General features: G+C 62.2%; 19 protein-coding genes and 1 tRNA gene. 10 read left to right on the forward strand and 10 right to left on the reverse strand.

Annotation, left to right across the window (positions count from 1 at the left end; genetic code table 11):
- Window position 1: 1 nt before the first annotated feature.
- The 3 genes from moaC (at window position 2) to pta (ending at window position 2,109) form a co-directional block, all read left to right on the forward strand.
- Window positions 2-481, forward strand: a complete 480-nt coding sequence (moaC, locus tag GMST_RS00095) for a cyclic pyranopterin monophosphate synthase MoaC (protein WP_183352444.1) — start codon at window positions 2-4, stop codon at window positions 479-481.
- Between the two features lie 55 nt (window positions 482-536).
- Window positions 537-1,031, forward strand: a complete 495-nt coding sequence (mog, locus tag GMST_RS00100) for a molybdopterin adenylyltransferase (protein ID WP_183352446.1) — start codon at window positions 537-539, stop codon at window positions 1,029-1,031.
- A gap of 76 nt (window positions 1,032-1,107) precedes the next feature.
- On the forward strand, window positions 1,108-2,109 hold the full coding sequence (pta, locus tag GMST_RS00105) for a phosphate acetyltransferase (RefSeq protein WP_183352448.1): 1,002 nt from the start codon (window positions 1,108-1,110) through the stop codon (window positions 2,107-2,109).
- Window positions 2,110-2,350: 241 nt separating this feature from the next.
- Here the strand turns inward: pta and GMST_RS00110 are convergent, their stop codons facing one another.
- Window positions 2,351-3,616, reverse strand: coding sequence for an acetate kinase (locus GMST_RS00110; protein ID WP_183352450.1), 1,266 nt, complete (start codon window positions 3,614-3,616; stop codon window positions 2,351-2,353).
- Window positions 3,617-3,855: 239 nt separating this feature from the next.
- Here GMST_RS00110 and fdxA point away from each other — a divergent pair, with 239 nt between their 5' ends.
- The gene (gene fdxA, locus GMST_RS00115; RefSeq protein WP_183352452.1) at window positions 3,856-4,026 is read left to right on the forward strand and encodes a 4Fe-4S ferredoxin; all 171 of its coding nucleotides are present in this window, start codon (window positions 3,856-3,858) and stop codon (window positions 4,024-4,026) included.
- Between the two features lie 123 nt (window positions 4,027-4,149).
- Here the strand turns inward: fdxA and GMST_RS00120 are convergent, their stop codons facing one another.
- Together GMST_RS00120 and hpt are read right to left on the reverse strand one after the other, a co-directional pair.
- Window positions 4,150-6,042 carry a DUF3426 domain-containing protein gene (locus tag GMST_RS00120; RefSeq protein WP_183352454.1) on the reverse strand — a complete coding sequence of 631 codons (1,893 nt, stop codon included), beginning with the start codon at window positions 6,040-6,042 and terminating at the stop codon, window positions 4,150-4,152.
- On the reverse strand, window positions 6,039-6,602 hold the full coding sequence (gene hpt, locus GMST_RS00125; RefSeq protein WP_183352456.1) for a hypoxanthine phosphoribosyltransferase: 564 nt from the start codon (window positions 6,600-6,602) through the stop codon (window positions 6,039-6,041). The genes GMST_RS00120 and hpt overlap by 4 nt, the downstream gene beginning before the upstream one ends.
- Before the next feature lie 125 nt (window positions 6,603-6,727).
- On the opposite strand from hpt, the gene GMST_RS00130 reads away from it, so the two are divergent.
- From GMST_RS00130 to GMST_RS00140, 3 genes are all read left to right on the forward strand, one after another.
- On the forward strand, window positions 6,728-7,417 hold the full coding sequence (locus tag GMST_RS00130) for a DUF1573 domain-containing protein (RefSeq protein WP_246399119.1): 690 nt from the start codon (window positions 6,728-6,730) through the stop codon (window positions 7,415-7,417).
- A gap of 128 nt (window positions 7,418-7,545) precedes the next feature.
- A tRNA-Arg gene (locus GMST_RS00135) sits at window positions 7,546-7,622 on the forward strand.
- Between the two features lie 111 nt (window positions 7,623-7,733).
- Window positions 7,734-8,201 (forward strand): DUF2062 domain-containing protein, encoded by a 468-nt coding sequence (locus tag GMST_RS00140; RefSeq protein WP_183352460.1) that lies wholly within the window; start codon window positions 7,734-7,736, stop codon window positions 8,199-8,201.
- Window positions 8,202-8,591: 390 nt separating this feature from the next.
- Here the strand turns inward: GMST_RS00140 and GMST_RS00145 are convergent, their stop codons facing one another.
- Genes GMST_RS00145 through GMST_RS00155 form a run of 3 tightly spaced genes read right to left on the reverse strand, consistent with a single transcriptional unit; the run spans window position 8,592 to window position 13,132 of the window.
- Window positions 8,592-9,644 (reverse strand): prolipoprotein diacylglyceryl transferase family protein, encoded by a 1,053-nt coding sequence (locus tag GMST_RS00145; protein ID WP_183352462.1) that lies wholly within the window; start codon window positions 9,642-9,644, stop codon window positions 8,592-8,594.
- A 43-nt stretch (window positions 9,645-9,687) separates the two neighbouring features.
- Window positions 9,688-10,695 carry a phosphatidylserine decarboxylase gene (locus tag GMST_RS00150; RefSeq protein ID WP_183352464.1) on the reverse strand — a complete coding sequence of 336 codons (1,008 nt, stop codon included), beginning with the start codon at window positions 10,693-10,695 and terminating at the stop codon, window positions 9,688-9,690.
- A complete protein-coding gene (locus GMST_RS00155; RefSeq protein WP_183352466.1) occupies window positions 10,658-13,132 on the reverse strand; it encodes a hypothetical protein in 2,475 nt (824 codons plus the stop codon). The genes GMST_RS00150 and GMST_RS00155 overlap by 38 nt, the downstream gene beginning before the upstream one ends.
- Window positions 13,133-13,688: 556 nt before the next feature.
- On the opposite strand from GMST_RS00155, the gene GMST_RS00160 reads away from it, so the two are divergent.
- Both GMST_RS00160 and GMST_RS00165 read left to right on the forward strand, forming a co-directional pair.
- The gene (locus tag GMST_RS00160) at window positions 13,689-14,096 is read left to right on the forward strand and encodes a hypothetical protein (RefSeq protein WP_183352468.1); all 408 of its coding nucleotides are present in this window, start codon (window positions 13,689-13,691) and stop codon (window positions 14,094-14,096) included.
- A 475-nt stretch (window positions 14,097-14,571) separates the two neighbouring features.
- The gene (locus GMST_RS00165) at window positions 14,572-15,099 is read left to right on the forward strand and encodes a helix-hairpin-helix domain-containing protein (protein ID WP_183352470.1); all 528 of its coding nucleotides are present in this window, start codon (window positions 14,572-14,574) and stop codon (window positions 15,097-15,099) included.
- Window positions 15,100-15,735: 636 nt separating this feature from the next.
- Here GMST_RS00165 and pstS read toward each other — a convergent pair.
- The 4 genes from pstS to GMST_RS00185 form a co-directional block, all read right to left on the reverse strand.
- Window positions 15,736-16,761, reverse strand: coding sequence for a phosphate ABC transporter substrate-binding protein PstS (gene pstS / locus GMST_RS00170; RefSeq protein WP_183352472.1), 1,026 nt, complete (start codon window positions 16,759-16,761; stop codon window positions 15,736-15,738).
- 91 nt (window positions 16,762-16,852) lie between these two features.
- A complete protein-coding gene (locus GMST_RS00175) occupies window positions 16,853-18,433 on the reverse strand; it encodes a GH3 family acyl-acid amido synthetase (protein ID WP_183352474.1) in 1,581 nt (526 codons plus the stop codon).
- Window positions 18,433-19,515: an alpha/beta fold hydrolase gene (locus GMST_RS00180; protein WP_183352476.1), complete on the reverse strand. Its 1,083-nt coding sequence runs from the start codon at window positions 19,513-19,515 to the stop codon at window positions 18,433-18,435. The genes GMST_RS00175 and GMST_RS00180 overlap by 1 nt, the downstream gene beginning before the upstream one ends.
- Window positions 19,516-19,595: 80 nt before the next feature.
- On the reverse strand, window positions 19,596-21,317 hold the full coding sequence (locus GMST_RS00185; RefSeq protein WP_183352478.1) for a methyl-accepting chemotaxis protein: 1,722 nt from the start codon (window positions 21,315-21,317) through the stop codon (window positions 19,596-19,598).
- 555 nt (window positions 21,318-21,872) lie between these two features.
- On the opposite strand from GMST_RS00185, the gene GMST_RS00190 reads away from it, so the two are divergent.
- Window positions 21,873-22,937: an alpha/beta fold hydrolase gene (locus GMST_RS00190; RefSeq protein ID WP_183352480.1), complete on the forward strand. Its 1,065-nt coding sequence runs from the start codon at window positions 21,873-21,875 to the stop codon at window positions 22,935-22,937.
- Window positions 22,938-23,068: the final 131 nt, after the last annotated feature.

Below are 23,068 nucleotides of genomic sequence, written 5' to 3' on the forward strand. Positions count from 1 at the left end.
GATGTCTTTTAACCACTTCGACGCCAGCGGCAACGCGATCATGGTGGATGTGAGCCAGAAAGCGCCGACCATGCGTACCGCGATAGCCGGCGCGGTCTTGACCCTTAAACCGGAAACGGTACTCGCCATCGTGGAAGGGAAGGTCGCCAAGGGGGACGTCCTCGGCGTGGCGCGCCTGGCCGGCATCGCCGGCGCCAAAAGGACCCCCGACCTGATCCCCCTCTCCCACCCGCTGGCCTTGCATCACGTCGCCGTCGATTTCGAGGTCGATGCGGCTCAAGGTCGTATCGAGGTCCGCGCCACCGTGCGCGCCTTCGAGCGCACCGGCGTCGAGATGGAAGCGATGACCGCCGCCGCGGTCGCGGCGCTCACCGTGTACGACATGTGCAAGGGGAGCGACAAGGGGATCGTCATCTCCGACATCGCACTCATCTTCAAGGAAGGCGGCAAGAGCGGCACCTTCCAGCGCACCGCCCCGTAACCGTGCAGCGGCACAGGTGCCGTTTCCGGGTGCCTGCCCCGCAGAGGAGAATTCGATGAAAGCCGCAATTTTAACGCTGAGCGACCGCTGTTCCACCGGAGAGCGTGCCGACGGAAGCGGCCCGGCGCTCAAGACCTGGCTGGAAGAGCGCGGGGTGCAGGTCACCCACACCGAGGTGATTCCCGACGAGGGCGCACTCATCTCCCAGCGCCTCGCCGAATGGGCCGACTCCGGCCAGTACGACCTGGTCCTCACCACCGGAGGCACCGGCGTTTCGCCGCGCGACGTCACACCGGAGGCGACCGAACGCGTGGTGGACCGGCTGCTTCCTGGCTTTGGCGAGGTGATGCGCATGGAGAGCCTGAAGAAGACCCCTAACGCCATGATCTCCCGCGCCGTCGCCGGCATCCGCAAACAGACCCTGATCGTGAACCTCCCCGGCAGCCCCAAGGGGGCCACCGAGTGCATCTCCTTCGTCTGGCCGGCTATCCCTCATGCCGTCGCCAAGATGCAGGGAGATCCCGAGGAATGCGGCACCCCGGCCGGATGAGCGTTTTCTATTGACCTGCCCCCTCAGCTGGGATATAAACCTAACACAGTTTTAAGTCAGAAAAGGGAGGATATTCATGCCGCTGGTGAAGCTAATTAAAGAAAAGGCGCGCACTCACCTGAAAACGATCGTGCTGCCGGAGAGCTACGACGAGAGGATGCTCTTCGCCGCACAGAACATTGTCGAACAGGGTTTGGCTAAAATCGTACACCTGGGCAACCCGGAGAAACTTCAGGCCGAGGCGGCGGGGAAAGGGATCAACCTGACCGGCGTCGAGATCCTCGAGCCGGCTAACGCGCCCAAGCTGAGCCGTTACGTCGAGCTCCTGGTGGAGCTGCGCAAATCCAAGGGACTCACCCCGCAGGCGGCGCGGGAACTCCTGATCGCTCCCGACAACCTCTATTTCGCCGGCATGATGGTCCGCGAAGGGGACGCTGACGGCGAGGTGGCAGGTGCCACCGGGACTACCGGCGACGTACTCCGTGCCGCCTTCCAGACCGTGGGCCCCGCCCCCGGCATCAAGACGGTCTCCTCCTTCTTCCTCATGGCGACCAAGACCCCCACCTTCGGCCAGGAAGGGGTCATCCTCTTTGCCGACTGCGCGGTGAACCCGAACCCTGACGCGCAGGCGCTGGCCGAGATCGCCATCGCTACGGCGCGCAACTGCAAGGCGTTCCTCGACGTCCCGGCCCGGGTGGCCATGCTCTCCTTCTCCACCAAGGGGAGCGCGAAGCATCCGGACGCCGACAAGGTCCTCAAGGCACTCGAGATCGCCCGGTCGATGGATCCCCAGCTGAGCATCGACGGCGAACTGCAGGCCGACGCCGCCATCATTCCGGCCGTGGGCGAGAAGAAGGCCCCCGGCTCCAACGTGGCCGGCCGCGCCAACGTACTGGTCTTCCCGACGCTCGACGCCGGAAACATCGCCTACAAGCTCGTGGAGCGGATCGCCGGCGCCAAGGCCATCGGCCCGGTCATCCAGGGTCTCGCCAAGCCCGTCAACGACCTCTCGCGCGGCTGCTCGATCCAGGACATCATCGACGTCACCGCCATCACCGCCGTGCAGGCGCAAGGCTAGAAGACTTCCTGGCCGCAAAAGGCAAAAAAAGGAAAATCCCTGCAACCCATTTCGGCCTCCTTCGTTAACGATGGAGGCCGAACTATTAACAGAAGGCCCCCTTCCCCCCTGGCGGGAGAGGTGCTACCTTGGGTTTGCACCCGCCATCGCTCTGACGCAAAAAAGGCCGGCAGTTTCCCTGTCGGCCTTATTCATGTATGAGCTCTTAGTTTACAGCTTCCGATGCCGGTGTGAATCCCGCCTATTTCCTCACGAAATCCGGTTTGGAAAAACTGTATTCGAAATGCATGTGGTCGGTGTAACTCCCGTCCAAAATCGCCGCCACGTCCTCGGTGAAGACCAGCTCCTCGTCGGTCGGGATCACGTAGACCTTGACCGGAGAGTCGTCGGTGGTGATCAGGCTTTCGCGCTTGCGGGTCATCGCTGCGGCGTTACGCTCGCGGTCCAGGTGAATGCCGAGATGCTCGAGCCCCTCGATGGCCTTGGCCCGGATCGGAGCCCCCATCTCCCCCACCCCGGCGGTGAAGATGACCGCATCCAGACGCCCGACCACGGCCAGGTAGGTGCCGATGTATTTCTTCAGGCGGTACCCCTCGATGTCCAAGGCCAGGGAGCAGAGCTTGTCGCCCCCCTGGGCGTGCTCGATGACGTCGCGGCGGTCGGTGAAGCGGCCGGTAATGCCGAAGACGCCGCTCTTCTTGTTGAGGATGCCGTCGATCTCCTTGGCCGAGAGGTTGTCCTTCTGCATCATGAAGGCCGGGATGGCGGGATCGATGTCGCCGCAGCGGGTCCCCATCATGGCCCCTTCCAGCGGGGTGAGCCCCATGCTGGTATCAACGGAGACCCCATTTTTGATGGCGCAGTGGGAGACGCCGTTGCCGATGTGCATGGTGATCAGGTTGCACTCCCGCGCCGGTTTCCCCAAAATGGCGGCGGCACGCTTGGAAACGTAGAGATGGGAAGTGCCGTGGAAACCGTAGCGGCGGACACCGTACTTCTCGTACCACTCGAAGGGAAGCGGGTACAGGTAGGCATGTTCGGGCATCGTCTGATGGAACGCCGTATCGAAAATTGCAACCTGCGGAACCCCCGGCAACACGGCCATGGCACCTTCGATGCCGGCGATGTTGGGCGGATTGTGGAGAGGGGCGAGGTGCTGGACCTCGGTCACTGCCTCGAGCACGTCCTCGTTGATGAGTACCGACTTGGTGAAACGCTCACCGCCATGCACCACGCGGTGACCGACTGCGGCAATCTGCTTTATGTCCTTCAAGACCCCGTACTCGGGCGAGGTGAGGGTCCGCAAAATGAGATCGACAGCGGTTTTGTGGTCGGGGCAGTCGGAGTTCTCGCGGTAGGTCTCGCGCCCGGGGACCTCGTGGAGGATGAACGAGTCGCCGATCACGACACGTTCAACCATCCCCTTGGCAACAACAACCTTCTTCGACCAGTCGAACAACTGGTATTTTACCGAAGAACTTCCGCAGTTAAGCGCCAGAATATCCATCGATCAGCGACCCTCCTCGGGATTGGGTGATCGGTACAGGCATCGCGTCCAGCTTCAGTCGCGGCCGGCCGACCATCAAAATAAAACCTCTTTTTATAATAGCGTAGTATGACTTTCAGTTCAACATATTTCTGGGGCCCGCCCTCCCCGATTTGCAGCAGCATTATTGGTGGACTTTTTATCCGGGGTATGCTAGTTTTTGCCAAAAATTAGGAAACTACCTGAAGGAGGTGAATACTTTGGCACATACCATTTCTGACGAGTGCATCAACTGCGGCGCATGTGACGATTCCTGCCCGGTGAACGCAATCAGTGAAGCTGGCGACAAGCGTACCATCGCTGCAGACACCTGCATCGACTGCGGAGCTTGCGTCGACACCTGCCCGGTGTCCGCTATCAGCGCAGCCTAAGGAACGCGTTACATGCAATACCCCTAAACCTGCGCGGGTTATCCCGTGCAGGTTTTTTTGCGTCCCCAAAAAGGGAAAGGCCGGCAAAGCGCCGGCCTTTTTTGTTCTCTGCACAGTGGCGAACTACTTGCCGGCTACCGTCGACCCGATGACCTCGACGCCGAAGTCGGCCGCGTCCTTGGGAACGTTCGGGATGGCGACCACGAAGTTGATCCCCTTGCCCGGTTGAACGCCGAGGTTGGAGAGCGAGTCGCCGAACTGGTTACTCATGATCGATTCAATCTTGCTCATCGGAAGAGAGCTCAGCTGTTCGGACGTGATGTGGTTGCCGCAGTAGGCGGTTTTCTGCACCAAGACCGCCCCCTTCTTGTCGTAGATGTTGACCCGTACGTGGATAGAAGCGCGTGCCTTGCGGAAGGAGTTCACAGCCTCACCGGTCACCACGAACAGTTCGCCGGCTTCCTTGTTCTGGGAGAAGGAGGCCTGCTGGTTGCGGATGGTGATGCGCCCCTCCTCGGGACTCTCCATCCCGAACCATTTGGCCACGAACCCCAGGCCCACCTTGTCGAACGCGGCCGGACCGCTCTGCAAGAGGTAGAGCCCGGCGCCGCTCAGCACAACGATGACCAGTACGGAAATGGCGACCACAGAGACGGCGAGCACCGAACGTCCCTTGCGCCGCGAGGCGATGGAAAGCGGCGGCAGCCCATCCTCCTCGAAATCGTCGGGGACCTTGGTGGGCACCGGGCCGAGATCGAACTCCTCCTCGGACGGCGCCGTCTTCTCCTTGGCTGCCGCGGCGCCGAAGAGAAAGGGGGACGACTGCCCTGCTTCCTTGGACTTGCCCGCCACGGCGGCGGCACCGGCGACGGCTGCTGCGGCAAGCCCGGCGGCAACGGCCGGAGCTGCCATGTCCGCAGCAGGCGTTGCCGGCTGAGCCGCAGTTTGGCTCGAAAAGGAGAAGTCTCCCAGCTCAAACCCATCGCTGCTGGCCGAACTGCTGGAGCCGCCCGCTCCAGGTTGTGCAGCGCCGGAGAAGGCAAAAGGTTCCGGCTCCTGATCGGCGGTCGAGGAGAAAGGAGCCGGGGCAACCTCGGGCTCCGAGGTGGTGGACGGCACCGGTTCCCGGGGCGCACTCCCCTCATCGAAGCTGAAGTCCCCGAAGTCGAACTCCTCCTTGGAAGCGGGTGCCGGCTGCGGCTGCGCCGGCTCTTCCGAGAAACTGAACTCCCCGAAGTCCAGCGCATCGTCGTGCGCCGCAGCCTGCTCGGTCACCGGTGCACTGGGAGCCTCGTCAAACGAGAATTCACCGAAATCGAGTTCCTGACCTTTAGGCGCCGGTTCCGGCTCACTCACCATAGGTTCGCTGGAGAACTCGAACTCGCCGAAGTCGAGAGCCGGGGCGGCAGTTTCGGGAACCGGCTGCGGCGCGGGTTCCTCCGAAAAAGAGAATTCGCCGAAATCGAGCTCGCCGGACGAGGGCGCCGCCGGCTCCTGGGCTTGAGCCGGCGCGTCGTCAAAAGAAAAATCCCCGTAGTCCAGACCGGTCGCACCAGCGCTGGCGGACTCCGGTTCAGCGGGGGTAGCAGGAAGTTCGAAATCGCCGAAGGATACCTCGGAGACCTCTGCCGCAACAGCGGGCTCAGTCGAGGTTGCTGGCTCGCTCGGGAAATCGAAAGCCGCAAACTCCTCGGTCGGGACCCCCTGGGTCTCCGGCTCGTCGGCAGCAGGGGCCTCCTTTGGCAAACCGGCACCGGCCGATTCGAGTGCAGCCTCGAACCCGAAGCCGGCGGGTTCCGGCGCCGGGGCGGCTTCGTCCTCTGCCGCCCCCTGCGCTGCAACCGGAGCCCCCAAACCGGAAAGGATCGCATCGAACTCGGACTCTTCCTGCTTCACCTCAGCTCCGGCCAGAAAGACGTGACGGCATTTCGAGCAGCGCACCTTCACGCCGCCCGGCTTGAGTTTCGAGTCGTCCAGTCGGAATTTGGTGTGGCACTGGTCGCATTGAAGAATCATGCATCTCCTCCAGAGGGAGTTTGGATAATTTCATAGATAGCGGAGAGTTCGCGCATCCTCTCATCCAGGTCCAGACCGTAGCCGACCAGGAAGCCGCCGGGGCAGTCGATCCCCACGAAATCCGGGGTGATCTCGGCGAGGCGCCGCTCGTTTTTATCGATGAGGGTGCAGACCTTGAGGCTCTTGGCACCGCGTTCTTTGAGGAGATCGAGGAGGTAGGTCAGGGTGAGACCGGTGTCGACGATGTCTTCCACGACCAGGACGTGCCGGCCGGCTACGCTCTGCTCCAGGTCCTTCTTGACCCGCACGGTACCGGTAGTCTCGGTTCCGGCATAGCTGGAGAGCTTCACGAAGTCCATCTCCACCGGAACGCGCAGGGCACGTACCAGGTCGGCGGCGAAGAAAACTGCTCCATTAAGAACAACTACAACCAGAAGTCGCTCGCCGGCGTACGCAGCACTGATTTCCTGCCCCAGTCTCTCTATTTCCGCCGCGATCCGATCCTTCGAGTACACTTCTTTGAGGTTAAAGCCCTGTTCCAACCAGTAAGCACGTTCCATTAATTTTCTCCCAATTTCGTATAGCAGATACCATTTGCAGTGTCAAATCATTCTGGTCTCAGTGGCATCTTTGTGCTATAAATAGCGCAAATCAGAAGTACACGCAATAATTTAGGGGTTCAATGATGAAAAACAGCCTGTACGCCGCCCTACTGACCAACCTGCTACTTGCCGCGACGGCCTTTGCCGCACCCGAACTGACAGTAACCGAGCCCACCTACAACTTCGGCACCATCACCCAGGGAAAGAAGGTCCAGCACAACTTCGTGATACGCAACAGCGGCGACGCCCCCCTGCACATCAAAGAGGTGAACGTCGCCTGCGGCTGCACCGCAGCCAAGCCCTCGGCCTCGCAGGTCGCGCCGGGAAAGTCGGCCGAGATCCAGGTTGTCTTCGACTCGACCAGTTTCTCCGGCAAGGTGCAGAAGTCGGTCGCGGTGATAAGTAACGCCGGCAAGGCCCCCAGCTTCGTGCTCAACATGGAGGGGAACATCCTGGAGCCGCTGCAGTACGCCCCGCGCCAGGTGAACCTCGGCTCCCTCAGGCCCGGCGGCAGCAAGCAGGCGACGGTCAGCATCACCAACCGCGACAGCGCCGCGGTGCGTATCCTTTCGGTCACCCTCACCTCGAACACGCTGCAGCTTAAGACCAGCATGAAGAAGAGCGAACTGAAGCCCGGGGAGACCGGCACGATCGAACTCACCTTCATCCCGCGCCCCGACGCGAGGGTGATGAGCGGCTATCTGCATATCATCACCGATTCGGCTCAGAAGAAGGAACTGACCATCCCGGTGTACGCCTCGCTCGCGAAGTAGGGCCAGCACCATCACCTATCGAGGTGCGGGAACCGGTGCAAAAACAGCAAGATCGCGGCAGTCGCGGAGAAAGTTGTAATTAAATCTTGAGTTGCCGGGAAAAGTGGTGTACAAGATGTCTTTCACTAGGGCGGGTAGCTCAGTTGGATAGAGTACTGGCCTCCGAAGCCAGGGGTCATGGGTTCGAATCCCATCTCGCCCACCATCTGCTACCAGTAGCAGAGCAGAAAAACACAACTCCGGACCATGAGCGCCTGTATAGGGCGACCGTGATCCGGAGTTTTTTGTTTCGGAATCGACGAAAGAGAGGTAGGAGATGGCTGGGTTCTTCCCTCGTCTCGCGCTGAAAACGAGACGGGCAGTCGCCACGGTATTTTCGAGCGGGCTCACGCCGCACAAGCTCGCGCAGACGCTCTGCCTTGGTGCGGCCGTGGGAATGCTGCCACTTATCTGGGGGACGTCGCTTATTTGCGCCGGGCTCGCGACCCTCATGCGGCTGAACCAGGCCGCCATACAGGCCGTGAACTACTGCTGTTATCCTCTACAGATCGCGCTGTTTCTGCCGCTGTGCCGCTTGGGCGAACGAATCTTGCCGTACGGGCCGCCCCTCGGCCGCGAGGTGCTGGAGGCCGCGCTGCACGGCAACATCGGCACGTCGGCGACGCTCATCGTCTGGGGGACCTTCCACGGCCTCGCGGCTTGGCTGGTGACCGTCCTGCCGCTCGCACTCCTCATCCAGGCACCCCTACGCCGCGTCCTGGTGCGCCGGCAGTCCTCAGACTAGGCCCCGTCTCGTTCATCCCCTTGCCGTGATCGACCTGCACCCAAAAGCCGCAGATGAAGCATTTAAGGGAGTGAATCGCTCCGGTCTCCACCATTATCAGATGCTTCATGATGCCGATCCTCGCTTTGCACTTCGGGCACTCCATACGCTCCCTCCTGGCGCTAGCCTCGTTCTCTTCCCCCACCTCTCACGGGATTAGTCCCACGACCTGACACCGAGACCGTTGACCAGGTCTAGCCCCGCGAAACCGGTCGCAGATTGCAGCACCTGCGCCCCCTCCCCTCCTGCCTGCTCGCCCACCAAGGCAACACCAAACCGGTCGGTGACGGCTGGCAAGTTCCGAACTTCCCCCCTATGAGGCACCTTTCCCGATAGCCCCACCGGAGGCGACTAGACTTTGTCGGGCTCGACGTGGAACCTCAGCGTCGCTGCGGTTACCCGGCTCAGGCCTGTGTAGAGAAAGATGACCAGCCAAAGAAGCTGCAGCGCCAAAAGCGTTCCGGGGCTCCAAATAAGGGACCACCCGTTGGCAAGATCTGCAGCGGGGGACCGGTCGTCCCCGAAAAGCCAGGCCATGACGAACCCGTAGGCGATACCCAGGATCCCCATGATCTGGTAGGCGGAGATCCGCCCAGCACCGCGGTAGTCATCGCGGAGGAGCTCCGAGACCACCCGCCAGGCCTGGGTTACCGCCAGGGTTACCAGAAAACTCGCCGCATAACTCCCCGCGAGAAAGAGGATGCAACCGGCAAGGCCCGCTCCGCAGTAGAGCACATAGGTGAGCGCCTGGACCGGTACGACCTTCACCCCGTCGAGCTGTGAAGCATACGCAATCTTCTTGGTTTTTCCGGTGAAGGTGAGCGCGAGCGGTGCCAGCAGCCGGGCCAGTCTCGGGTGGCAGTGCGACAGTGCCTTGCCGTAGCAGCAGCCAAAGCTCAGGCAGGCGAGCCTGCCGAACCCTTCACCGAAGGCGTAGGCGATGGAGATAGCGGAGAGAGCCACAAGTGGGGGCACCCGGTCCCCCTGGTCCCCCAGCGCGAGGCGGTTCACCAGTTCCACGATCCAGGGCGCGACCAGGGTGCCGATAAAGACCGCCCCCCCGACCGTGAAGGTGTTGGCCTTTTTCTCCACGACCTGAGCCACCAGGCGTGAGGCCGGCACACAGCAGAGCAGCAGGAGGACCACCAGAAACACGATGGCCCTAAGCGAGATCCCTGCCGCACCCATGAGCAACAGGGCCAGTGCCGTAGCGGCGAGATAGGCGTTGGCGGTCAGGACGCCGTACCAGGTGAGGTTGACCCCGCCCCAACTGCCGTCGCCTGCCTTGTTAAGCGGCACGGCCGCTGCGATCTGCCATCTTTCCGCCGGCAGCCTGGTGACGCCCCAGGCGAGGTAGAGGGCCGAGAAGGTGCTAAGGGTAATGAGAAAAAGGGGTTGTGCCATGTTGAACATTCCTCCGTTGGCTACCTATCTAACGTCCCACCCGTCAGCGTGCGCGCGCAAGCAGCGCGCGCACCCGGATGTCGGTTTCCACAAGCGGCGCACCGAACCCCAGGGAAAACCGGCTCACCGCGTCGCGGCGTTTCTGGTTGGCGACCAGGTCGCCGGCAAACTCGACCCGCCCGCGCTGGAACAAGACGATGTCGGTGGAACTCCCCGGCCGGTAGAGCGATTTGGGCTGCCCCTTCTCAAGGAACATACCCGGGCGCACCGATGTGGGATCTCGGTACTCCTCACTGCTGTAGCACTGCACGATGTCGCCGATCATAAGCGCCACCACCTCCACCAGGGCCACGAGCCCCACGCCGGTGCCGCCGCGCACGTCGGTGTCGATCACGGTCACCACCCGCCGGTTTTTCGAGTAGGGAGTCGCCACGGTGACGATGGCGCTCGGGTTGCAGGAGTTGAACGCGCCGTCGATCTCGTAGATGTCGGCCACCTCGCCGGAGACCGGGCAGTGGTTGTAGTGATACTTGTCCGGGGTGAGCCGAAACAGGGCGAAATCGCCCTCCTTAAACGCGGCAAGCCAAGGGCGCCGGTCGCCGCCCAGAAGTTCCTCAAAACTGAAGAACTTCTCCTTGATGAAGAGGCTCGAGGTCTCCCGGCAGGAGCCGACCAGCACCCGGGCATCCGCCGGAGAAACCGCCTGCCCCGGATCGTTATCCATCGGCCGGCACTCCCAGTAGCGGATCTGGCGCTCGAAGACCTTGCGCGGGGTGTCGAGCTCCTCGGGACTGGCCAGGCACTCGTCAAGGTCCACGGCAAGCTCTTTCAAAAAACGGCCGGTCGCCGAACCGAGACGACCGAAGGGGAGATCGTAGTTCAGATACCCCAAGATCTCCGTCGCCCGCGGGCTGGTGAGGAGCCGGAACAGCCCCGGGGCGTTCTCGCGCACCTGGTGGTACATGAGCCGGACCAGCCGGTCGCCGAAAAGCGGTTCGTTGCACAGGGCGCCGCTATCCCGCGCGATAAATTGGTGCTGCCTGGTCGGCATGTCCGGTTCTCCTTTGCAGATAGGCGTGGGATTTCTCCTGGTCGCGGTTCACGGTGACCAGGGCCAGGTTGAGAAGTGAGGTCAGGCGCTCAAGGTCCAGGCGCTCCGCTATCAGGTCCTCGCGCACCTGGGTGAGAAACGGTGCGGCTCCCCCGCGGGCGCAGGCTCTCAACATGCCGCGTTCCAGTTCGTCCCCCCTGGCCGCGGCGACATCGAGTGCCAGGAAATCCTCCTCGAGGAACGCCAACCCTTCAACGATATGCCGGCGCCTGAGGCCGTTACGGTAGTAGCGCTCGGCCCCTAGGTTGAATTCGTCGGCGGGCACCTTCATGGGGTCGGTCGCGTTCAGCTCCGACAGGATGCCGTGGGTCAGCTTGCCGGACGCCGAGTGCCGCTCGGGTTCGACGAGCCGCTGTTCGAGGTTGTCGATGGTCCGCTCCAGGCCGAGCATCTCGATGAGGTCTCGGGCATCGCGGCGCACCAGGGAGAGAAGCGCCAGGCGGTACTCCTGCACCTTGACCCTGAGATACCCGGGATAGCGGTGGCTGGCGCGCACCTCGCGGGTCTTCTCGATGATGCGCATCAAAAAGCGGTTCTTACTCTCCCGGTGCACGAAGAAGGTGGGGTTTCCGATGGCGGCGGCGAAGAAGATCTGGCGCCGCTCGCTCTCCAGGGTGGGATCGTCGGGGATGTCGGCGTGGGTCAGTTTTCCCTGGGCCAGGTACTTGAATGCGAGGGCATTGACCAGCAACTGCAGATCGCAGCCGCCCCCCAGGTCGTCCAAAAGCGAATCGAACTGGCTGTAGTGGCGCCCCTCGAACCCGGAGAACCCCATGACGGCGTGCTCGCGCAGCTTGTAGAGGAGATAGAGCGACATCTGCCGGTCGAAGACCCCCAGCTCGCACAGGTCGCGCTTGAGCTTGTCCGAGTTCCCGAGCCGGCCGTTTAAGGCGGGGCTTTGCGGGGTGCTCAGGAGGCAGATCAGGTAGTCGACCAAGCGGTAGTCCGGGACGAAATCCCCCTTGAGACCGAAGAGGCCGCTCACCATCCGGTCGATCCAGGGAGGGCCGAAGGGGGTCACTGGCTGGCCGAGAACCGAGAGGCTCGCCTTTTTCTGCCAGCGCCGCCAGAGCATGCGCAGGTGGGTGTAGTCGAGTTCGTGCGGCAGGAACCCGAGGGCTCGCTCGGGATGGAAATCGGTGTACCCCAGCCGGTACGGGGAGGCGGAGAAGGTGCCGACGAAAAGCGGCAGGAAGTGCTCCGCCATCTTGATGGTGAGATCGCCCAGGTACTTCTCGTGGGCGGCGTCTAACCCGGAGTGCGGATCCCCCAGGAGCCTGCCGAGCTTGCGGCTTCCGAGACTTACGTGGGTGCCGTTGTTGGCGAGGCTTACGTTGGAGACGTTGGGGAGCACCACCAGGTTGTTAATGATGATTCCCGCTTCGCGGAGCTTGGCCACGGCGTTGAGCTGGCTTCGGGAGAGTACCTGGTGGCACAGCTGCATGTAGCGGTACTTCTCCTCGCCGCGGTCCCAGCCGGAGAGACAGGGGCTCATGAAGAGTTCACGGTAGAAGGCGTCGGCCACCTGACCGTTCAGTTCCTTCTGGCGCACCGGGGGGTGCGGCGCGAAGTAGACCAGCGCGCGCTGCCCGCTCTCCTTGAGGCCGAAACTCTCGTTCGCGTAGTGGAGTAAAAGTTGGGTGAACAAAAAACGCTTGGAGGTTTCCCGGGCCAGGGCGCGTCCCATGCCGCCTTGCCGGGTGAGCGGCACCACCTGGAAAGAGAAGGTCTCGGGGGAGGTGTTGTCGTTTAAGTAGTGACCCATCAGGCGGCGGCCGGTCGCCTCGAGCTCGTGGGGGAGCGTTTGCGAGCCCAGGAGGTCGGCGAGGGCGAGCTTGAGAAGATAGCTCACCGGTACCCGCAAAAGTCGTTCGCCGGAAGGGGCACTGACGAAGAAGCGCCCCGCATCGCCGCGCCTCCCTGCGTCAGGGTGCTTCTTGTCGGCTTGCAGATCTGCTTCCAGGACCTCGAGAGCAAAACCCGAGAGTTTGCGCAGCGGGAAGCGGACCCAGCTGTTCTCCCAGACCTGGTCCCGGTTGCCGCTTAGGTAGCCGTCCAGGTCCGCGATGAGCCGCTTGGGGGTGTCACCGGCCGCGGCGCGTTTGGCGATGTTGGCATAGTAGTCGGATTGCTCGATGGTAAGCGGGAGATCGACGTCTCCCCTGCTCCCGGCAACTACGGCCTGCAGTTCTGTTTCCGTGCCGCCGGTTGCGTCGTCGGGTGCAAAAGGGAGCCGTTCCAGGAGGGAGCGTCCGTCCCCTTCCGGGGCCAGCAGACGCGACATGATGTTCTTGAGGAAATGAGGGTGCAGTTCGGTGACGGTTGACGGTGAGTTGTCCCAGGATGCGCCAAAGAGCGGTTCCTGTTGTCGTGGCATTGAGACCTCCTTCGCGGCCCTCGGTTGGCCCGCAGCTCCTATGTACCTGAGCAATATGGAGATCAGGTGAACTCTGGGTAAAAGGTCGGTGACCGAGAAGAGAAGTGCATCCAGCTGACCGAGGGACGCGCGGAACCACTCACGGCAACGCGGCGGGACGGCCCTTGACACACCGTGACGCGCAGTTTTTTGGGCGAATCTTCACCTCCCCGAAATGAAACTGCAACAGTTGCCTTCTAGAATCGCCGGGAATACGTGTCACGACGGGCGGTGGACAACGGAAGGATTTGTGTTATCTAATGATACTCAAACATCTTCGACACCAACCAGCCTCATTAAAAGTTTTCTGGGACTGGTGGGTGCCGAAGCGGACAGGAGTCGAGGCGCCCAGCCTGGTACCACAGAAAAAAATTCAAGAAAAGGACGGATAGACCGATCAGTTACCAATGGAGTCGTCTCCACCCGGCCGCTACCGGCAGTTCCAACCTGCCGACGGGACTGAAATTGGGGACGCAGCGCTGTACTGAATTGTCTTCCCCAAAAAAGGAGAAACCTCATGAGCACACGAAATCCCAGTTGGCCGACGCTCCCTAATGCACAGGTAGATGTGATCTCCCACACCATCGTTTCCGAGGACAACCTGAGAGAGATCCAGGGAGTTACCGCGAGCGAGCAGCACGCGATGATCGATGTTGGCGACACCCTGAGCGTGGTCTTCTTCAACAACTCCTCGCTGGGGTGCGCCGGCACCGTCACCATCTGGCATAACAAGCACCAGGCTGCGGTGAAGACCTACTCCGCCAGCATCACCGGCGAGTGGCTGGACGCCGACAACCTCGTGGTCACCGACGCAGAGGAAGAAGGGTGGACGGTAAACGGTGAACTGGTAACCGGCTGCCTCGCCATGGACCTCAACGGCAGCCAGGGGATCTACAGCTGCGGGGAATTCTACCGCGGTATCTGAATGCGTAGCAGCAGCCGGACGGAACCAGCGGAAGAAAAAGCCCCCGCGTGAGAGGGCTGTTCTTCCGCTTGCCGCCCTGCCCCGCCTCCAGTCCCGAGCGCCCCGGCGCCCGGGAGCGAGCTCCTTTCCCGCAGCATAGACCCGCCCCCACAGCACAGAACTCGGATCTCAGCGTCTTACCGAGCCTTCCTCCCAAAACCCGCCAACTCACCCTTTGGTAACCGATCCGCCACGCCCGTACTCCGTTCTCCTTTATACAGCGGTCCATTTGTTACAGTTGTGTGAACTTTCATTGACGACTAAGGAATGACTTGCATTAAATTCCTGCTTAGCTACAGTGACTACTGTCAGTTACCCTGCCAAGCACTGTCATAGCGCTTCCGGAACCAACAAGCAGAGAGTAATCTGGCAACCTTAAAACAGTCGGCACCACGTGTGTGCAAGCCGACACAGCAACCAGGGAGGTTTGACTGAAATGGAACAGACCGCAGCGGACTTACAGCAACTGAAGGGAGTAGGAAGCATCCTGGTGGAGCGCCTTAAGGAGGCAGGGCTGGACGGCTTCAGCAAGATAGCCGAAGCCGATGAACAACAGCTGAGAAAGATAAAGGGGCTCAACGCCAGAAACATCCCGTCCCTTCAGGCCCAGGCAAAAGAGCTGGCGCAAGGAGCCGGAGCGGACCGCCAGGCTGCCATCGACGCGCTGCTCGAGCGCCTCGGCGAGGTAAAGCTGCAGGTGCAGGCCCTGGCCCAGGCGACCCGGGACCGCTTCGGTGCAGAACTTACCGGCAAACACGGCAAGAAACTCACCTGCGACCTGGTTTCCATCGAAGACACCCTGGACAGGCTCAACCTATCCGGAAAAAAAGGGGGCAAGCGGGCGGGCAAGGCGCTCGACAAGGTGCAGAAACGGGTCGGCGGACTCGCTGAGGACGCCAGCTTGAAAAAGGTGCGCAAGACCCTCAAGCGGGCCCGCAAAACGGTGCGCAAGGCGGTGAAGTAGCTTCCCGGCAGGAAGCCAGACGGTTCAAAAGCATAGCGCCAGGCTCTCAGGATAGATCGGGCCGCCCTCCCCACCGCAGGAGAGCGGCTCTTTTATATGCGTGAGGGGACGCTGCAGATGTTATTTGGTTGTCGACATCTTGAGCAGGAGGGAAGTCCTTGTTCGCACTCACCAGCGACTACTGTCATAACGAAACCGGCGCGGAGCTTTTCTGCTTCTTGCTACAAAAGTTGTTATGAATTCTGATAGATGTACCATAACTGCCAACATTGTATTTTACTAATTTTTTCGAACAATCAGCAAAATAGTCAGTTATCCACCACCTCTTGTGTCAGCCAGGCCCCATTAAGTGACTGTGGAGATTTCCACTGCGTCTGTGGAAAACTAACAAATTCCTGTGCAATACTCTCCCCAATGTCAGTAAACTCCAAGGCTCCAGCAATCTGCACAAGAAATAATCACCGGTAACGCCAGATTTTTGGCAGCCGAAGCGAAGCCGCTGGAGCCTCCAGCTTCAACCGGCACAGCAGGCCGAAGCGCGGCCATGCGAGCGTCACGTAGGTTGGAGAGCGACGGCAAAAAGGGCCTGGGAAGCTGTAGCCTCCAGGCCCTTATGCCAACCGGGATCCTTAACCTCTACTTGAGGGTCTTGATGGTCTTTTCCACCATCTTCATCACGTTCTCCGGAAGCGGCGCATAGAGCATCGGTGCGGCCATCTTCTGCCCCTTGTGCAGGCTCCAGTTCAGGAACTCGACCAGCTTTTTCCCTTTGGCGGGATCCTTGGCGTGCTCGTAGACCAGAAGCCAGGTGAAGCCGACGATCGGGTAGGCGTCCTTGCCGGGCTGGTTCACCAGGGAGATGCGGTAGTCGGCCGGCATGTGCTTGACCGCGCCAGCTGCGGCAGCCGAGGTCGAGTGGATGGAGGGCTCCACGAAGTGCCCGGACTTGTTCTTGAGCGAGGCGTAGGGGAGCTTGTTTTCAAAGGCGTAGGCAAGTTCCACGTAACCCAGGGCATAGGGGGTGGTCTTCACCTGGCCGGCAACACCCTCGTTACCCTTGCCACCCAAACCGGCCGGCCACTTGACCGAAGTCCCCTTGCCGACCTTGTGCGACCACTCCTGGTTCACGCTGGAGAGGTAGTCGGTGAAGATGCTGGTGGTCCCGGACCCGTCCGAGCGGTGCACCACGATGATCGGCTTGGCCGGCAGCTTCACACCCGGGTTGTCGTCGGCGATTTTGGGATCGTTCCACATGGTGATCTTCCCCAGGAAGATGTTGGCCACGTCCTCGGAGTTGAGCTTGAGGCCGCTGGGGATGCCCGGCAGGTTGTAGGTCACCACGACGGCGCCCATCACGGTCGGGATGTGGACCAGTTTGCCAGGGGCGGCTTTCAGCTCCTCGTCGGAGAGAAATTTGTCGGAGGCGCCGAAGTCCACGGTCTGCGCGGTGATCTGCTTGATCCCGCCGCCGGAGCCGATCGACTGGTAGTTGAATTTGACGCCGGAATCGACCTTGGCGTACTCGCTGAACCATTTCGAGTAGAGCGGGTACGGGAACGTCGCCCCGGCACCGTTGATCAGGGTTTCGGCCGATGCCGTACCGGCGGCGCAGAGCGATACCAGCGCCAAGGCGACCGCAACTCTTCTTAAGGATTGGAACATGTTGCCCTCCTGTGGTGTTTGTTTTTCGGGAGTATAGGCCTCAAATTATGAAGATCCTGTTACAGCCGCGACAAGAAATGGTGAAACTTGCTCAGGAAGAGGCGGCAAACCGGGCGAGGCTCTCCACCAGTTCTCCCTCGAGGGTCGGATCCAGGTGCGGGATCTTACTCTGCCCGCCGAGCTTCCCCCGCACCTCCTTGGACCAGCGGTAGATATCATCCTCCTTGAGCACCAGTACTGAAGGAGAGGTGATCCTCCCCTGGGACCGGAAGGTACGGTAGTCCGCGTTCTGCTCGGCAAGCGCCAGATCCAGACGCTCCGCCAGGACTCCGGGCGCCACCCCCCCCCCGTCGGAAAGCGCCAGTACCCACAGGTGCCTGCGCGGGGCAATCTGCGGCCCCACCATGAATTCGCGCACCTCGACCCCGGGCAAACGGTTCAGACGCGCCACCGCCTCCTCGACCTCTCCTTGAGTTACCTTCTCCTCGAACCGGTCCAGAAATTTATCGCGCCCGGTGAATTCGAAGAAGAGCGGGCCGCGTTCGGTGAAGCGTATGGTGTCGCCGATGTGGTAGCGCCAAAGCCCCGCGCAGGTGGAAAGGATGAGAGCGTAGCGCCGACCGGGCTCGATCCCTTCCAGCGGCACGCAGCTGCCGTCGGGCCGGGGACGCCCCCGCTCGTCCAGATCCTCGCAGGGGAGGAACTCGAAGAAAACCCCGTAGTAGGGGGTAAGCCGCATCTGGGGTTCGCCGTGCACCTGGAACCCCATGAATGCCTCTGAGGACGGCAAGAGTTCCAGGAAGTTGGGGGCGCGTTCCGGGAAGAGTTCGCTGAACTCTCGTGCGTAGGGCTTCATGCTGGTGCCGCCGTGGATCACCAGTTCCAGGTTGGGCAAGAGCCGCTCCGGGGAGTCCTGCCCCAGTTCGGCGACCCGCTTTAAGAGCAGGATGATCCAGGGGGGAACTCCGGAGATGCCGCGGATGCAGGGATCCTTCAGGAGCAGCCGGGCCAGCGCCTCCAGCTTCTCCTCCCAGGGGAGCGCAGCGGTCGTCTCGTCGGGGGCGATGAAGGGATCCAGGAAACGGGGGCGGTAGCGCAGGGTGATGGCGCTCATGTCCCCGCTCAGCACCCCGGGACCGAGTTCGTTGAGCTCGGTGCTCCCGGCCATGTAGAGAAGCCGCCCCTGAAAGAGACGGCTTTTGCGGTTTCCCTTCAGGTAGCAGGAGGTGAGATCCAGCGCGGCCAGCCGGTTGGCGGCGAACATCTCCCGGGAGAACGGGATGAACTTGCTGGGGGCGGTGGTCCCGGAGGTCTCGCAGAAAAAGGGGATCCGGCCCGGCCAGGTGAGGTTCTCGAGGTTCAGGGTGAGGCCGCGCTCCCCTTCCCGCGCGCCGCGGCTGAAGTAGTCGCGCCAGAAGTCGTCGTAGGTCCGGATGGCGACCTTGCCCTGGTAGCGCCGGTAGGCCTGGGCAAAGGGGAGCCGGGCCAGCTCGGCGAACCCGTAGTCGGCGCCGAAACGGGTCCGGGCGCCGCGTTCAAGCAGCCAGGAGAAGATCCGGCGCTGCTCCTGCAGGGGATCCCGGGCGGCGAAGCGGGACGCCTGCAGGAGGGAGCCGCCCTTCAGCAGGGGGTCCAGGAAGGGATATGCGGCGTGGCGCAGGGAAGTCTTCATCATACCGCCGCAAGGAGCATCGGAGCCTGGAGCCTGTCGTACCAGACCCGGATCAGTGGGTTATAGCAGTGGTGGTGGAAGATGAGCGAGGCGTGGGCCACGGCGTCACCCGGGGTGCGGGAGCTCACCTGGCACAAAAGGCCGCGCGGGAAGAGCGCCTTCTTACGCTCCGGGTGCTGCAAAAGGTTCAAGGTCGGCGAGGTGGGCACCAGCAGGTTCTCCTCGTCCTCGGCCAAAAGAGCGAGCGCGGGTCCGGTGAAGATGGGACGCCGGCCGTCGGGGCGGACGAACTGCTTCAAGGCGAGCACCCGCTGGTAACCGCCGGTAGCAGGGGTGGTCTCGATGACCTGCATGATCTTCTTCCTGATGGAGAGGTGACGGGTGGAGAGCACCCGGTTCTGCGCCCCCGCTTCGAAAAGCGCCTGAAAACAGCGCCGGGCCCGCTCGATCTGGCGCGCCAGCAACTCCCCACCGTCGCTCCCCGCCTTAAGGATGCGGCGCAGGTTGCTCTCCAGCATGCGCACCCCGCCCTCCTTGTCCTCCTCCGGGCGGATCAGGTCGTCGGTACAAAGTACCGGGCTCGCCATAACCACACCGCGGATGCGGAAGGCCTGGGTCTCCTCGCTCTCCTGGAGAAACCTGGTCAAGAGGCCGCAGCCGAAGCTCACCCCGAAGAGGACCGGGCGCTGATCCCGGTTGTTGAGGTGCTCGATGAGGTCCCCGAGTTGGGCGAAGAACATCTCGCAGGAAAAGCCGTTCCTGGGGTAGTTGAGGTAGTAGATGCTGCCGTACTCGCGAAACAGCGAGCGCTGGAACTCCACCTGCTCGGTGGCGTCCGGCACGAAGCCCCCGACCACGACAGTGGGAATCGACCCGCTCCCCTTCTCCTTGTAGATTTGGGCCCGGCAGCCGTGCAGGGTATCGACCCGGTCCTTGAGCTGGAACTCGCGCCTTCTTAGTTTCGGGGTGAACGGCTTGATGGACAACTGCCTCATGAAGCCGGTGGCCACCGTGGCGGCACCAAGCAGTGCGGGGTTTCCAACCAGAGTCTTTCTGACGAAGGGGAGGACCGACCTGTACATATAACTCTCCTCTGTTTTTACGGCAGTATCCCTCATGAGAGTTACGGACTTGTGGCAACGGCGGCAAATTTTGGAAAACTTCAGCGGCCACGAAGCGCTCGGCCAGACACAGCCTCGGCCGGCGCGCTGGCGGCCGGCGCCTCGCTATGCGCGGCACGCTTCAGGACGAAGCCGCTCACGATCCGGTTCAGCGCGTCGGCCATCTCGTGCATCCCGGCGGCGGCAGCGGCCACTTCCTGGCTCGACTGGGTGCTCGCGTTCACGTTCTGGGTCACCTGTTGGATGTTTTCGGCTATACCACCCACCGTGGCGCTCTGCTCCTCGGCGGCAATCGCTATGTGACTCACCTCGGACAAGATGGCCTCGATGGTGGCGGCGATGGTCGCCAGGACCTCGCCGGTCAGCACCGCCTTGGCGACCCCCAGGTCCGCCTCGGCCACACCCGAGTCCATCGCGTCGATGGCGTGCCGCGTCTCACCCTGGATGGAGCGGATGGTCGCGGAGATCTCCTTGGTCGCCACCGAGGTCCGGGCCGCCAGGGCGCGCACTTCGTCCGCCACCACCGCAAAGCCGCGCCCGTGCTCGCCTGCCCGGGCTGCCTCGATCGCGGCATTGAGTGCCAAGAGGTTCGTTTGATCGGCGATGTCGTCGATGGTCTGGGTGATCGCCCCGATCTGTTCAGAGCACTCCCCGAGACGGGCCATGACGCCGGCCGTGTCCCGCGCCTGACGGCCGATGCCGCGCATCGCCGAAAGCGTCTGGTCCATGACCTCGCGCCCCTGGACGAGGGCCGCATTGGCTGCGCCGACGTTGTCGGCGGCGGTGCCGCAGTTGCGGGCAATCTCGCTCGCGGTCTGGTGCATCTCCTCCGAGGAACCGGCAACGGTGGTCACCTCCTGGGCGGTGAGTTCCGCCTGGCGCGCCAGGTAGTCCGAGGTCCCGTTGAGCTCGCAGGATGAGCTCGAAAGCTTTCCGGCCTGCTCGGCCAAACGGGTCAGTACCTCGTGCAGGGTATCCGCCATCCGATCCACATGCCGGGCGAGGGTCGCCAATTCGTTGCCCCCCTCGGCACCCGCGTCCAGACCGACCCGGGCGGTGAGGTCACCTTCCGCGATGGCGGAGACCCGCTCGCTGATGGCACGCAACGGACGGGTCAGGCTGCGGGAGAGGAAGATTCCTATGCCAAGGGCCGCCGCGACACCCAGGGCGAGACAGGCAAAGCTCACCCCGAGTGCGGAGCGTGCTGCCAGCAGGTTGTCGCCGTAGCGCTTGCGCGCCTGCAGCTTGTTGAGGGAAACCAGTTTGGCGATGCTCGCATCGAGCCGTTCGGTAACGTCGGCAGCCTGGCTGCGCAGGATGTTCACCGCCTCGTCGCGCCGGTCGGTGCCGGAGAGGTCGACGATCTTGTCCCTGAAAAAATCGAAGAGCTTCAGGTCCTCGTCGATCCCCTTTCTAAGCGCCAGAGCCTCCCCGGAGCGCTGTGCGGCAAAGAAGGCGTTGAGCCCCTTGGCCATGGCCTGCTCGCTCTGCAGCAGCTTTTCCAGATGCTCCTTCTGCTCTTGGGGCGACTTGTCGATCACGATGTCGCGCAGCAGGTTGAGCGCCATCTGATACCCCTTGACCACCTCGGTGAGATCGCTCACCGGAACGAGGTTCGCGGTGTACATGAGCTCGCCGCGCCGGCTCACCTCCCAGATGCTGCCGGAACCCAAAAGCCCGCTGAGCCCCGAAAGGCAGGCTACCAGCAGAAACCCGGCGAGGATCTTTCTCCCCAACGTCAGGGACACATACCACTTTCTCATCTTCGTTCCCCCCATCGATTTTTGGCGTCTTTTTCGGGCAACTATGCAACCTTAATGTTACGGCTGTGCTACATTTGTGTATCTTCTTGCCTTCAAAACGACAATAGGGGCAGATTATCTGCCCCTACGATGTGTTTGTCGCCTCACCTGGTTCATTTAAAAGGCCAGGTGACAAGCTATTGTGTACTTTTAACAGCAATTACTTTACCAGATACAATGTTTACTATCCTATTGATTGAACATAGAACAGAATTGTTTACAGTTCTGCGACCCTGACCAGAGCTTGAACAGCGGTGCAAACTTTGAGCATTCCAGCACTTGGCCGGGAGGGATGATCGCGCCGGACGACGTGGAGGTTTAGACAGCTAACCCGTCAGAACTGTGAGGGATTTGGTTTGCAACAGTTGTGTAACAAATGAGTTACAACCGTTGCTATGGGGTGGAGCAGTAGGTACTATAAAGATCGTTTTTTCCCGGTACCGCACGTCCCCGCGAACACGAGGATGGCGGCGCAAGACCAATCACCAACCGGCTCAGGCACAAAGGGAGCTTGGCATGACGAAATCGCTCCGCGGTGCACTCGCGACAAACCATTACCAGTACTGCGCAGACCCGCGCTTTTCGCCTGGGGTACTCCAGAAGTCGAGGCTTATCAGCGCCGCCCTCCCCTGCCTTTTAGGGGTCGGCAGCCTGTACCAGGCCATCGCCTCGACGCTAGACCGGCGCCGGTTTCCAGCGCCCGGGCAACTGTTCCAGGTGGAGGGGGCGGGCATGCACCTGCGCGCTGCAGGTGCCGGAGGCCCGACCGTGGTGCTGGAGACCGGGCTCGGCGGCATGTCCTCGGCATGGGCCTGGATCCAACCGGAAACCGCCCAGTACACCAGAGTCGTCTCCTACGACCGGGCCGGCCTGGGCTGGAGCGCCCCCGTCGCGGGAGCCAAATCGGCTCGATCGGCAGCGCGCAGGTTGCGCGGTCTCTTGTCGGCCTGCGGGGCAGCGCCTCCCTTTGTCCTGGTGGGGCACTCCATGGGTGGCTTGCTGATCCGGGTCTTCGCCCATCTCTACCCGCAGGAGGTGGCGGGCCTCGTGCTGGTAGACGCCGTGCACCCGGACCAGCACCTGCGCTCGGCGGCCATCGCGGAACACATGTCCACCGGCTTCCGTTTCCTGAAAGCGGTACCGCTGCTGGCCCGCACCGGCTACGTACGGCTCACCGGACTTTTCAACGCCTGGTCACAGGGGTTGCCCGAGCGCCAGGCCGCGGAATCGGACGCCTTTCTCGCCTCCTACGAGCATCTGAAAACCACCCGGGACGAATCGCTGGCCTGGGACACCATGTGCGGCGAGGTGCGCCAGACCAAGGCGCTCGACGCTCTCCCCTTGGCGGTGGTGACGGCGGGAAAGGATGTCCTGGCCGGCCAACCCGAGCTGCAGGCAGAGCTCGCCGGGCTCTCCACGGACAGCGTGCACTTCGTGGTGCCTGCTGCCGACCACGTGACACTGGTCACCCAGCGCGACCACGCCCACGCAGTGGTTAAGGCCATCCGCCACGTGGTGCAGCGCGCCCGGGGCAGTAACCAACAGCGCTGCCCGAAGCGCGTCGGGCACGCCGCAGAGTGATCCCCCACCATCGCTCCCGCGAGACCTCTCCCCAGCCGGAGCTTGGCCGCCCCCAAATCGCCCAGTGGTACAAAAAAATCCCGGACCACGAATGGCCCGGGATTTCCGGTTCTGCCTCTAAGTATTGACGG

Source organism: Geomonas silvestris, from assembly GCF_014193515.1.
Classification (GTDB): domain Bacteria; phylum Desulfobacterota; class Desulfuromonadia; order Geobacterales; family Geobacteraceae; genus Geomonas; species Geomonas silvestris.